Genomic DNA, 11667 nt, shown 5'->3' on the forward strand with positions numbered 1-11667 from the left:
TGGAACTGGCGGTTGTGGATGGGGTGGCAGCAAGCACAGACAGTGCGGCAAACGATCTGGGCAGAAGGAGAACCAGATGATGGGCTGGAGTTGAGTTTAGGGGGCGATCGCCCCGTACCCCAACCCGTTTTGCCACCATCGCTGCAATTTATGCAGGAACGCACTGGGGAAGTGAAGCAAGATAGCTCTGCTCAAACCGGAGCCGGACAAGCCCCTACTGAACAAATTCCGACCGGACAAACTCCTGCTGGAGAGGCAGCAACGGTAACCCCTGCGGTGGAAGTGGATCGGTACGGACCGCTGGAGGTTTCCACGGAATGGGGACGGAGTTTAGGGAAAGGGAAGCGATTTGGGAACGAAGATTTCCGGATTGTGGATGAGAAAACGGTGCTGTGCCCGGCGGGATATCCCATGTACCAGCGGACGCGCAAGCAGAAGGAGAATGGCGATCTGGCGCTCCAGTTTGGGATCAGACCGAGGTTATGTCAGAGCTGTCTGGTGAAGCGACAGTGTTTGTCACCGAACTCGAAAGGGGTAGGAGGTCGGCGAGTGACGGTGATTCGACGCGCCATCAGTACAGAGAAAAGCGTAGTCGATAAAGGGAGCGCAATCGTGCGGTCGGCGTTTGGGTGGTTGAGGAACCCGAAGCCGAAATACGAGCAGCCGATTTACTGGTGTGCCGAAGTAGTATGCCCCAATTTCCTGCGAAAATCAACGATTTTCTGCGGGAAATTGCAAGGAAAACCCAATAAAAAACCAACCGTAAAACCCTGTACCTGTACCGGGTAGGGGTATAGGTACAGCCCTAAAAAAACCTACAATCTAACCCTTCAAAAGCCTTTTCCTTATGCAAATAGATCAGCGAGAATGAAACCAATAAGTAAAGTTACTAACATCCAGAAAGCTTTTCTTAAGAGATCCCGTTCTTCTGTGACTATTTCCAGCTCTTCAAATAAATCTTTTTCTAACTCTTCAAGATGAATGTCTTCAGGGTTATATTTCATATTTCATCCCTCCTATTAATATTCAGAAGGAAGTAACATCGTTCCATTCTGAACGTAAATTGTAACCTCTGGTAACGGGAAATCCGTGTTGTCTATTTTTTGAGTTACAACTATGTCATTCAAATCTCTTTCGCAAGTGAGCACACCAGATTTTTTTCAACATCAACTTTAAGTTTCCAAAACTGAATTGCTCTAAGTGCCCTATCATACTGAAAAAGCTCTGTATTCTGGTATGACCAGATTGCAGAAAGTAGCCAGAACGCTTTCCCTTCTATTGCTAAATGTCTTACTCCCTCAGTGAATACATATCCTTGTGTAGCATGGAGATAGTATTTTTCTGTTCCAGTAAATTGATGTAAGTCTGATGTTTTAAGTTTTTGTTGTGTAATCATAGTATGTTTTTTTATTATTAAAGTTTGAAGCACGACCCAGCTTGCTGGCTTGGTGTGTTCCTTCCCCCAAGGGGAAGGGTTAGGGATGGGGTAGACAAGAATTATCCATAGAAATAGCGACCACTGGGGGATGTCAGGATTCCCCCGCTAGAGGAGCTTTTCTGTGGATAATTCGCAAGGATTTATCAATAGGATTACGCAGTTTTCCTGTTGATAAATCCTTGGCATTTTACGGCAGGCAGGGGAGTTTTCAGAATGAATTTCGTTGACTGTTTCTTAGGAATTTTGTATTCTGTGGGTCACTTCAAAAAACGTATGTTTTCATATTGTTTTTTGTATTAAAGTTTGAGTTGGCGAACTACGCAAAAAAAACACGACCCTGGATGTTGCTGCATTGCAGGGTCAATTTTTTTCAAAAGTTTCTTTCCTGGTATCAATACCTGTGCCCCGTAAGGGCACATTCACAAGGCTAGTTGTAGTTCTCAAGCAGCTCTATCACTTCCTCACAAATATCAGCCTTAGCCGAAATGTAATTAGATTCGAGTAGTAGAAACTGATCTTCAGAGTTGTATAAAGCGTTTGCTTCACTTGAATAATGCTCATACATATCTTTTAGTTTCGTTTTTACCTCGCTCAATTCAGCTTCGGTCAAAGCCTTCTTTGCACCTGCTTTTTGCTGCAATATACTGATTGTTTCTTGATAAATTTCTCCTGCTACTGCTTCAGAAGGTTCATACATACTTTTGCTGTACTCATAACATTTCTGTGACCGCTCATACTTGCGGTTAAGCCTTGCCGTTATATTTTCTAATTGCTCAGTTGATATAACATGCTGCGGATTTTCGGTTTTCTTCCGTCGAAAGAACTCTATATCTTCATATCCGGTTTCAATTGACCTAAACCCTGTTTTTGAAATGATTAGATGGTCTAGAAAATGAATTCCTAAAAGCTTTGCTGATTCCTTAAGCCTATCTGTAATCTGCTTGTCCTCCCTGCTCACGGTAAGGTCTCCAGATGGATGGTTATGAGCAGCAATGATAGAAACTGCTCTGTCAGTTATGGCATCAGCAAACACTTCTCTAGGATGAACCTGGCAGACATTTACAAGCCCAATTGTGATAGTGCGAATTGCAATAATTTTTTGACATGCGCTTAAAGTTACAATTACAAAATGCTCTTGTTTTTTGTCCTTGATAAATCTTAAGAACGGTACAACATCTTCGGGCAGTTTGATTATATTTCCGCCTTCTTTTACTACTTTTTTTCTGCTTGCAGTCTGTGTGAATATAATTGTTTCGTTGTTTTTTTCTTGACTTGTTTTTTCTTGAATAGTCATAATGTAATCTCCTTATTATTTTCGTTTTGTGTAACCACCCCACTCGTGCAACGGTCAATTGAATGAGTGGAAAGTGGTTACACTTTCCTTTTTTTTAAAGAGATTGCGGGGGAGAAACTTGTCAAGGTGGAATGCAAGTGGAGGGTTCCCGTCTGCACAAACGCAGTGCGGAAGATGGGATACGCTTGCATTCCACCTTGACAAGTTTCAGGGGGTGTCCCCCTTTTCCCCAAATATTACAGCCAGCCGATAGGCTGACGTTTCACCGCTCACCACCAAGTTTCTAAGGGCTATTTTGTTCAATTATGGGGCACAAACATTTTGAACTGACTGATGAGTACATTATTGAGAAAGCACGAGCGTACTATGAAAGTACTGGGAAACTTCCGACTGCAAAGACTCAAGGCTTTTCACATTTAGATAGATGTCTACGGGAAGGAGGACGAGGCTTACCAGGTGGCAGCTCCCTTTCACAACTGCTTATTCAAGCAGGCATACGGGAATACAAATCAAAACGCACCCCAAAAATCACAGTAAAAAAGGCTTTGACTGAGGAGCGAATTCTATCACTCATCAAAGCCTACATACGACGCTACAAGGAACCTCCAATTGCCAGTGATACCCGACCGATTGATGGAGATCTCACCTGGAACAGAATTGAAAAGGCTCTTTACTTTGGGAATCGAGGCTTAACTACTGAGAGACTGACGCTTAGGAGGTTTATGGTTCAGCACAGAATTATTCATGATGATTATCCGCTCTTGCGGAGACCGAGACTCCGCAAGCAATGGATGGAGCTGAGATAGAGCATTGTTAAATGTGGACGGTTAGAATCTCACTCCATTGAGTTGTGTACCTCGGTGATCGCCGCTCTTGCCTCATTTTCCATGCCCGATCAATCCCTGAGCTTCCAAAGAACAGAGTGTTCCTCCCCTTCTTCCGGTTGATCTGGTCAATTGCTTTGATAAGTGCCTGGTCTCCGTGAAAGGTTTCATCTGACTCATAGATGTTTGTCTGGAGGCATTTAGCAGAGACCAGACCTGTGAAAATAACTCCTGCTTTGGCATACTCGCAACCTTCCCGGTAAATGCCCTCCAAGGCTTTTAGGGCAGCTCTCAGAAGGTCCGGTGTGTAGGCTGTGGGGTAAGGGAGAATAGCGGTCTGAGAGTTCCCGTAGTACGGCTTATCCTGCCTAAAGCGAGAGGTCTGGATAAAGACTACCAGTGCCTCTACTGCAAGCTCATAACGCCTTGCCTTCTCAGCAGCTCTAGCAACATGAAACGATACAGATTCCTCAAGCTCCTTGTAGGCAGTCACTTTTTGCCCGAAGGACAGTGAGGAGGTGATAGATTTTTTTGTTGCCGGCGCAAGCTCGATAGGTATGCAGGGTATCCCTCGAAGCTCAAGCACTGTTCTAAGTCCCATGATGGAGAGATGCTTTCTTGCCCAGTGATCGTTACAGAGCCGTAGCTCCTGAGCAGTCTGAATTCCATGCGATCTAAGAAATAGTGCTCTCTGCGGTCCTATACCCCAGATGTCCTCTACCTCAATCTTTGAAAGAAGTGCTTCAAGCTCCTTCCCCTCTTCTGGAAGGCAGTACACGCCAGAACTTGATTTTTTGGCAATTGAGTTTGCGACCTTAGCAAGTGTTTTTGTGGGAGCAAGCCCAATTGAAACCGGAATCCCTGTCCACTGCTTTACCGTTGCTCTTATATGGTGAGGGTCAATATTCTTGAATCGTTTGAGTGATAGGAACGCTTCATCGATTGAGTAAATTTCTGTATCAGGGACAAAGGAAGAAAGGATATCCATGACCCGTCTCGACATATCCCCGTAAAGTGTGTAGTTGCTTGAAAAAATTTGCACCTGCTGTTTTGCCGCCAGGTCTCGCACTTGGAAGAAGGGCGTACCCATTTTAATTCCTAATGCCTTAGCTTCGTTACTTCGTGCGACCACACAGCCGTCATTGTTTGAAAGCACAACAACGGGCTTTCCCCAAAGCTTAGGATTAAAAACACGCTCACACGATGCGTAGAAGTTATTGCAATCAACAAGGGCTACTGTCATAAGTGGTTAGATACCACTTTGCAGCTCTCTGTTGCAAACTATTCCTTACTTGCTTCAATCAGCATTATTGCTAAGCACTGTTCAAAGTCAGCAAACCACGGAAGAGAAAAAATTACAGGATTAGGAAACGTAAAGGTGGTAAGCCAGGGAAGCGAAGAAGGCATCTCAGTTGTGCTGATTGGAAGCCCTAAACTCTTAGAAACCTCTTTATACGTTGATTGAGTCATACCCCATAATTCAGATTCTTTTGCTGAAGACCAGGCAACAGCATTAAATGTAAGCATCATTCTTTCTGGATCATAGATATCAAAGAGAGCAGACCCAGCTTGAGCTGTGATCTTAATGGAGCAGCCATCACACTGCTTAGGAAGTAATTCTGAGATGCTTCCTGATAAGACTGCTCGTTCTGCAATTGGAAGAAGTAGCTCCCTTGTTTCTGGCTGAATAACCTTAGGTCTCAAGTTGTGTGTATGCCCAGTATTTATTGTGTAGTGTACAAGATTAGTCATTACTTAAGCCGTTTTTTCTCTTTTATTCTTACTCTTTAGACACATCATCATTGAAGAAGTGCTAAAAATTTAGCTGCAAAAATCTCCATCTTCTCTTTATTAAAACCCCAAGATGCTGATGCTGCCGACAGCGCGCCCTCAATATTGTTTTGACTTAAATAGTGAAGGGCATTATGCCCATAGTCTAAGCGTGAAAGCGCTTGTACACCTAAAGTTGCTCTCGGTCTCTGGTATTCAGGATCATACGGTAATCCCATTCCTTTCAAATAAATACAAAGCTCGTGAACAATTTTACTAGCATCAAAGTTATTTTTGGCAGCAGCGTGATTAAAAGTCAAAGTCAGTTGTTCAAAACGATCACTCTCAATATAGTTTTCTAAGCAATCAATTGTCCGTTTGATTTGAAATGTATCAAAGTCTTCCATAATATTTTTTATAGTTTCTTGAGTTATGTTATAGCTACCAAAATTACAGGCATTCAATTAATCATCATCCTGCCGCCAATTAAATACATATCGATCATAATGATCTTTACTGTATTTAATGGGAAGTGTTGCCTCAAACATGAGCCTGACCAGTGGAGAAATATCGTGGTACTTATGCCCTTTGTAGTACTCATCATAAAGAGCTGAATCTTCCATATCATCAGAAAACTCAGAAATCACAGCAACCTGATCACCTGCCCAGCGACCAATAGTTTTTTCACTCATTCCTGCTGCTTTATAGCTCTCGTGATCTGAAGTAAGTACAAGCATGAACAGAGCTTGAGGAGTAGACGGATATATATCAATGGTATTCCTACGGATACTTTCACCTTCTGCTCTTCCTGCAAGCTGATTTAATGCTGACCCTTCAATTCCTATTAAACGAGGATGAAAGTATTCTTTTTTAGTGATATTAATGATTAACTGATCCATTACATTATTTCTTTATTTATTTTGATATTGAATCTTATTAAGAGAATTTAATATACACCGAAATGTCGGTGTATGCAATACTATTTTTTCAAATGGACGAAATATTTTTCACTTTTATACGAGAGATTAGGGAAGAGAAAGGACTTAATCCCTACAAGATGGCGAAGTTGATGAACTTTAAGACTGTTGAGCGATACCTAGAGTTTGAACGCTCAAAAAAAGCGTTAAACGTTGAAAAACTTCTGCTCCTTTGGCGTATTTCCGGCTGGTCTGCAAAGCGGTTTATGGAGAGAATGGAGGATGACTTTAGAAAAGAACAGGTGCAGGAAACTAAATGAGCTTATGAGCGATTACTCTCTAAACTCATACGCCCTATCTGTATATCTAAAAAGCGAAGAGGCACGAATAGACTACTACAGAAACGGTACATTTGATATTTCTTACACCCACTGGATTCAGTTCTTGAGGCTTATAACTTTAATGGCAAGGAGTGTAAGAAAAGCTTTAGAGAATGCCAAAGAGCAGAAAGCCTTAACTGTCCCTGTTATTCACTATGTAAGTGAAGAGGATTTTCAAGAGTTCTTTCAAGATGCTTCAAAGTTTCAATCAGTCATGATCTATAGACCACTCATGTATGTAATCTTTCAAGCACTTAGAAAAGAAGCATTTAAGCCCTACATTGTAGAGTTTGATCGTTTCCAGTACCTTAATTGGCTTACCTCTGAAGGGAAAGAGAACACATCAGAAAACTGTTCGCTCTGGGTCTCCCTACAACCTGCTACATGATTTTTTTGTTTTTATGACCTCCCCGGCTCATATCCTTATTGGACTCTCTTCAACCATTACCTTTTCAAGACTTCACCCTGAGCTTACGCCTACAGCCCCCGCTCTACTCCTTATGCTTGTAGGCTCACTTCTGCCTGACATCGACGGGGAAGGCGCGATCACATGACCAGGCGAGATACTAAGCCGTTTTCTGCCCTGGAGAGCTGCTAGGATGCTTGACGCGATCACGCTCACAATTTCAGGAACTTTGAATCTCCTGCTTGGGCACAGGGGCTTTATTCATGCTCCAGTTATAGGACTTACGCTTATAGGGTATGGAACAGTAGCACGAATCCCCCTACTCTTCTGGCTTGGCTGGGGCTATTTTTGGCATATAGCAGGAGATTTCTTCACGTATGAGGGAGTGCCGGCGTTAAGTCCCCTATCGAAAAACAAGTTTAGTTTCCCGCTTTGTTGAACTGGCTCAGGAAGAGAGCTTGTCATCGCCTCAGCTCTTACGCTGTATGTTGTTGTGTTTGGATTTGCTCTTCTACCAACGCATACCAGTAAGGGATTTAAGAGCCTTGTGGCTGTGGTGTACTCGCTAAAAAAATGAATCTATTCTTACTGCATTTTAAAGGGTGACTGAATATAACCTTGATCAGGATCAGAAGTAGATACAGCAAATTCAGAGGGTGTAATTGGTGTACCTCGCTGCCGAGCATAAACCTTGGTGAATGCGGCTCCTGAAAACAAAATCTGTGCTGCATAAAAAATCCAGGAAATGACGATGAGAAAAGAGCCTGCAACGCCATAGGCAGAGCCAATATTAACCTGATTGAGAAAGATGCCAAATAAAGCTTGTCCAAACAGAAACAGAATTGCTGTAATCATGGCTCCGATCAAAGTATCTCGCCAATGAATCTCGATATCCGGCAGAATCGTGTAAATTGCAGCGAACACCGCAAAAACAATGCCAAAGGAGACGAGCCACTGTAAAATCTGCCAGAGGTTGCCCAAACCCGGAACCCACTGGTTCAGCGTTGCCACGATCGCAGCAAGCGTTGTAGTGGCGATCGAAGACGCTAGCAGCAGAAAGACAATCACCAGAATCATCGCAAAGGATAACAGCCGCTTCCGCAGAAATTGCAGAATTCGTCGCTTGGGAACTGGCTGAACGTCCCAAATGCGATTGAGGGAATTTTGAATTTGGGAAAAAACGCTGGTTGCGCCAAAAGCAAAAAAGCCCAGGTTAAAGATAAGCTGAACTGTTCCCTGTCCAGTTTGCATCTGCAGATTGGTAATTGCAGTTGCTACCAATTTCGCCGCCTCTGTCCCCATTAGGTTGGTGAGCTGGGTGACAATCTGCTCTGTTGCCATTGCTTCATCAAAAATTGCTTCCAGAATCATGATTACCAGAATCATCAAGGGTGCAATCGAAAAAACGGTTGAGTATGCCAGTGCCGAAGCCAGCAGAGAAACGTCCTGTTTCTGCCACTCAGCGATCGTTCCCTTAATCAATCGACGAATTTTCCGGATTTTGAGCATTTCTCCCGCTGATGGTTCCTTACTAGAGTGCAATACCTCCTACAGGTGGCACAAACCTAATTTTTTATACACTTACTATCAGCTGTTCACTTAAAAAATGGGTTAGCCAATTCTGTAAATTGCTGCTGCGGGTACTAAGACTATTGCTTGATAAATCACCTTTTAAATTTATCTTATTTAATAAAACAATACTTCTATAATAATTATTTTAGCAGTGTACAGTAAATTATTCTTGATATAACTGCCATTACCAAAATTTTCATTGCCATTTTTTTGCCAAATAGCGTCTGTAATTCTGTTGTTTCTATCGCTCGAAAGAGAAGCTGAAAAATTATCCTTGTTAGGCTGATTCACAAGAGAAGCTATCAGACAGGAGAAATGTATGTTACAACTTTCACGATGGTCCATTGCTGGAGTAGCCGTGATTACTACTGGATTAGCCGCAGGAGCAATCCTTCCGCTAGTTCCTTCGACAGCCGTTGCTACTTCTCCAGATCCTGGAACAGTCTTTCCAGATACTCAAGGTTATTGGGCACAGCCTTTTATTGAACGACTGGCACAGCAGCAGATTGTCGCTGGATATCTGGATGGCTCATTCCAGCCCGAACTTCCAGTGAATCGGGATGAATATGCTGCAATTTTACGCCAGGCATTTAACCAGGCTGCAGAGCGCAGAATTCCTACTGGCAGCGTCTATCAGGATGTGCCTCAAGGGTACTGGGCAGCTTCGGCAATCGAAGAAGCGTATGAAATGGGATTTATGCAGGGCTATCCAGGCGGCTATTTCAGGCCAGAACAGGGAATTACCAGAGCAGAAGTTTTAGTTTCCCTGGCTAAAAACTTGAATCTGAGCGATGCTCAATCTGCCCAAACTCCAGCAACTCAACCACAAGCCAGTAACGCTTCGCAGACGAATGCAGAGAACTTAGATACTACTCCGCAAGCTAGTGCAATTGTTCAACCTGCAAATACCCGACAACCGACGCGCAAAGCGAGAAATCGCCGTCCTTTTGCCATGTATCCGATGGCAATGACAACCCTGATGCAGCCCTTTGTCGCCTCACGCGCCCTTGCCAGAAGTCTAACGGCTCCCGTTGCCCAAACTCAGGCTGCTACCCCTGCTGCCACAACGCCTGACCCTGCAACCACTGCCCAAACTACTGCCCCTGCCAATAACGCCGCACAACCTCAGCAACCTGTATCTACTGTTATAACCAACTACTATGCAGATGCCGATCAAATTCCTCAATATGCGGTTGATGATGTGGCACGGGCAACCCAAGCAGGCATCGTCGTGAATTATCCTGAAACCAATCTGCTGAATCCTAACCGTGCTGCAACTCGCGGAGAAGTGGCTGCATTTATTCATCAAGCCTTGGTCGATCAAGGACGGCTTCAACCGCTACCCAATACAGGCGAAACCGCACAGTTTGTAGTGAAGCCATAATCGGGTAACTACAATTGCCTGGATTAGCTGTGAAGGCATTTGAAAACTGCTCAAAGCCCCTAGATTTCGGTATTTAGGGGTTCCAATTTTTCAACACAGGCCAGGAAGTTGGTGTGGTCTGAATAAAAGCTTCCAATCAGGAACAGCTATATTGCCTACTTCCTCAATCGCCCAATAAAGGTATCCAAGGTAAATTCGTCAGCTTTCCCACCGAGTCTGCTAATCGATCTAATGCCTGAGTCTGCTGTTCTAGTTGCCGGGTTTGCTGCTGAAGTTATTCAATTTGCTGAGATTGAGAAAGCGCAATACTGATGTCGAGTGTAATAAACTCGCAGCCTGTTAACAAAATATAAATCCACATCCAATGCATACAGCAGGGCGCATCGGGTTCCCCTCACTATGAATTGCCTGATCAAAGTAATGTTGCCATAACAGGCTCAAAGTCCAGAGCTTCACTCCGTTAGGTAATGTATCTGAGAATAGCGCCGTAGAATACTTTAGAAGTGATATCGGCAACGGTATAAATAAATTGTCGCGGAACAACACCCCAGGTATTAGGAGAAAGCATAAAACAGGCGATAAACAAGCGATAGCGCAGAGCAATATTGCTCAGGGTTGCAATAAAATAAACCAGACCTACAAGCTGCGCGGCATAACCCAGGGTCAGAATATGTGAAATGAGATTATGCTGTAGCGGCATATAAGTGAAAAGATTTTCAAAAATGAGTCCGTCGTATAGTTCGTTCGGATTGAATGGCTCAGCCAGGACTCGATCGACAAAGATAAACAGCACAGATGACAGTGCCGCGATCGGCAACAAGATCTTGAGCAAACGCATTGCTTCTCCTTCTCTTAAGTATCACTAGCCAGGGCAGAGGTTAGATAGTTTAGCAGTACAAATCAGGCGCGATAAGCGAGTGAAAGCACTGATTAGGTTGAGCCTAAGTGTTATGCCTTCCAGAGATTTTTTAGTTTACGTGGAACATCGCTGTGTTTCCTTGAGCAGTAGAGTAATTCTTCGAGCTGCATAAAGTGGTGTTGTGCAAATCGACCAATCTGCACCCGTTCAGGCATAGGGTCTGTAACGAATTAGGGAATTAAATATTCTCCTTAAAATAAGAGCGTATTCCTAAAAGGTGGAGAAATTGTGCAGAAATTTAGTGAAATCTGTTAGTCCTAAAATTTATCCACCAGTCACAGGTGATTGAATTTAAACGAAATGAACTGTCATCCTCTCCATTATCAAAAAACATGCCTCTACAATCTTCCCTTAGCTAGAGATCGAATTTCTTAGCAGTACGAGATGGTTAGTAGCAGGAGGGTATTATGCGGCAACTTATCGTTCAGGTTCCACAAGGACACGGCAAGGATGTCCTGAATATTGCCAAAGATCATCAGGGCGTGAATCTGGTTCAGATTGAAGCGAATAGCCTCGATCATGCCCTGGATTTAGTGATTGTCTATATCTCTAACCGCAAAGTTGAGGATTTCCTCAGGCAATTGGAAAGTTTGCCGGATGTCCACATTACCCTGCTGCCTTCTGGGGTCATGGCACTCCATCCACCTGCTAATCAAGCTGCAGAACAGGTTACGAATGTTGAGCCTCGTAGTCCGGTGGAAGTTTTTTTGTCGGGATTACAAAGCGTTGGCTCCTGGAAGGGCTTTTTAGGGTATGCCGCCCT

General features: G+C 43.6%; 13 protein-coding genes and 1 pseudogene. 5 read left to right on the forward strand and 9 right to left on the reverse strand.

Annotation, left to right across the window (positions count from 1 at the left end; all coding sequences use genetic code 11):
* Positions 1-789 (forward strand): hypothetical protein (locus NDI45_RS29260; RefSeq protein WP_348249882.1); only part of this gene is annotated, 789 nt, incomplete at its 5' end.
* Positions 790-845: 56 nt separating this feature from the next.
* On the opposite strand, the gene NDI45_RS29265 is transcribed toward NDI45_RS29260, so the two are convergent.
* From NDI45_RS29265 to NDI45_RS29295, 7 genes are all read right to left on the reverse strand, one after another.
* Complete coding sequence (locus NDI45_RS29265; RefSeq protein ID WP_348249883.1) at positions 846-1004, reverse strand: hypothetical protein; 159 nt, start codon at positions 1002-1004, stop codon at positions 846-848.
* Positions 1005-1123: 119 nt separating this feature from the next.
* Positions 1124-1429 carry a DUF6876 family protein gene (locus NDI45_RS29270; protein WP_348249884.1) on the reverse strand — a complete coding sequence of 102 codons (306 nt, stop codon included), beginning with the start codon at positions 1427-1429 and terminating at the stop codon, positions 1124-1126.
* Between the two features lie 436 nt (positions 1430-1865).
* Positions 1866-2732, reverse strand: coding sequence for a JAB domain-containing protein (locus tag NDI45_RS29275; RefSeq protein ID WP_348249885.1), 867 nt, complete (start codon positions 2730-2732; stop codon positions 1866-1868).
* Positions 2733-3545: 813 nt separating this feature from the next.
* Positions 3546-4799 carry a Y-family DNA polymerase gene (locus tag NDI45_RS29280; protein WP_348249886.1) on the reverse strand — a complete coding sequence of 418 codons (1254 nt, stop codon included), beginning with the start codon at positions 4797-4799 and terminating at the stop codon, positions 3546-3548.
* 38 nt (positions 4800-4837) lie between these two features.
* Positions 4838-5308: a hypothetical protein gene (locus NDI45_RS29285; protein WP_348249887.1), complete on the reverse strand. Its 471-nt coding sequence runs from the start codon at positions 5306-5308 to the stop codon at positions 4838-4840.
* 47 nt (positions 5309-5355) lie between these two features.
* Positions 5356-5733: a hypothetical protein gene (locus tag NDI45_RS29290; RefSeq protein ID WP_348249888.1), complete on the reverse strand. Its 378-nt coding sequence runs from the start codon at positions 5731-5733 to the stop codon at positions 5356-5358.
* A 57-nt stretch (positions 5734-5790) separates the two neighbouring features.
* The gene (locus NDI45_RS29295) at positions 5791-6225 is read right to left on the reverse strand and encodes a hypothetical protein (protein ID WP_348249889.1); all 435 of its coding nucleotides are present in this window, start codon (positions 6223-6225) and stop codon (positions 5791-5793) included.
* Positions 6226-6317: 92 nt separating this feature from the next.
* Between NDI45_RS29295 and NDI45_RS29300 the strand changes: the two genes are divergently transcribed.
* Positions 6318-6563 carry a hypothetical protein gene (locus NDI45_RS29300; RefSeq protein ID WP_348249890.1) on the forward strand — a complete coding sequence of 82 codons (246 nt, stop codon included), beginning with the start codon at positions 6318-6320 and terminating at the stop codon, positions 6561-6563.
* The gene (locus tag NDI45_RS29305) at positions 6526-7011 is read left to right on the forward strand and encodes a hypothetical protein (RefSeq protein WP_348249891.1); all 486 of its coding nucleotides are present in this window, start codon (positions 6526-6528) and stop codon (positions 7009-7011) included. Before NDI45_RS29300 ends, NDI45_RS29305 begins: the two co-directional genes overlap by 38 nt.
* A 603-nt stretch (positions 7012-7614) precedes the next feature.
* Here NDI45_RS29305 and NDI45_RS29310 read toward each other — a convergent pair.
* Complete coding sequence (locus NDI45_RS29310) at positions 7615-8538, reverse strand: YihY/virulence factor BrkB family protein (protein ID WP_348249892.1); 924 nt, start codon at positions 8536-8538, stop codon at positions 7615-7617.
* A 382-nt stretch (positions 8539-8920) separates the two neighbouring features.
* Here NDI45_RS29310 and NDI45_RS29315 point away from each other — a divergent pair, with 382 nt between their 5' ends.
* Positions 8921-9985, forward strand: coding sequence for an S-layer homology domain-containing protein (locus NDI45_RS29315; protein ID WP_348249893.1), 1065 nt, complete (start codon positions 8921-8923; stop codon positions 9983-9985).
* A gap of 460 nt (positions 9986-10445) precedes the next feature.
* Here the strand turns inward: NDI45_RS29315 and NDI45_RS29320 are convergent, their stop codons facing one another.
* Positions 10446-10823: a hypothetical protein gene (locus NDI45_RS29320; RefSeq protein WP_348249894.1), complete on the reverse strand. Its 378-nt coding sequence runs from the start codon at positions 10821-10823 to the stop codon at positions 10446-10448.
* A 488-nt stretch (positions 10824-11311) separates the two neighbouring features.
* Between NDI45_RS29320 and NDI45_RS29325 the strand changes: the two are divergent.
* Positions 11312-11667: pseudogene (locus NDI45_RS29325) on the forward strand (TIGR00341 family protein); the annotation flags it as partial.

Origin of the sequence: Leptolyngbya sp. GB1-A1 (assembly GCF_039962475.1) — a bacterium.
Taxonomy (GTDB): Bacteria; Cyanobacteriota; Cyanobacteriia; order Elainellales; family Elainellaceae; genus Leptolyngbya_A.

Bases quoted from the DNA above. Each gene is read 5' to 3' on its own strand.
- NDI45_RS29265 (WP_348249883.1), bottom strand. From the start codon at position 1,004: ATGAAATATAACCCTGAAGACATTCATCTTGAAGAGTTAGAAAAAGAT.
- NDI45_RS29275 (WP_348249885.1), bottom strand. From the start codon at position 2,732: ATGACTATTCAAGAAAAAACAAGTCAAGAAAAAAACAACGAAACAATT.
- NDI45_RS29280 (WP_348249886.1), bottom strand. From the start codon at position 4,799: ATGACAGTAGCCCTTGTTGATTGCAATAACTTCTACGCATCGTGTGAG.
- NDI45_RS29285 (WP_348249887.1), bottom strand. From the start codon at position 5,308: ATGACTAATCTTGTACACTACACAATAAATACTGGGCATACACACAAC.
- NDI45_RS29290 (WP_348249888.1), bottom strand. From the start codon at position 5,733: ATGGAAGACTTTGATACATTTCAAATCAAACGGACAATTGATTGCTTA.
- NDI45_RS29295 (WP_348249889.1), bottom strand. From the start codon at position 6,225: ATGGATCAGTTAATCATTAATATCACTAAAAAAGAATACTTTCATCCT.
- NDI45_RS29300 (WP_348249890.1), top strand. From the start codon at position 6,318: ATGGACGAAATATTTTTCACTTTTATACGAGAGATTAGGGAAGAGAAA.
- NDI45_RS29305 (WP_348249891.1), top strand. From the start codon at position 6,526: ATGACTTTAGAAAAGAACAGGTGCAGGAAACTAAATGAGCTTATGAGC.
- NDI45_RS29310 (WP_348249892.1), bottom strand. From the start codon at position 8,538: ATGCTCAAAATCCGGAAAATTCGTCGATTGATTAAGGGAACGATCGCT.
- NDI45_RS29315 (WP_348249893.1), top strand. From the start codon at position 8,921: ATGTTACAACTTTCACGATGGTCCATTGCTGGAGTAGCCGTGATTACT.
- NDI45_RS29320 (WP_348249894.1), bottom strand. From the start codon at position 10,823: ATGCGTTTGCTCAAGATCTTGTTGCCGATCGCGGCACTGTCATCTGTG.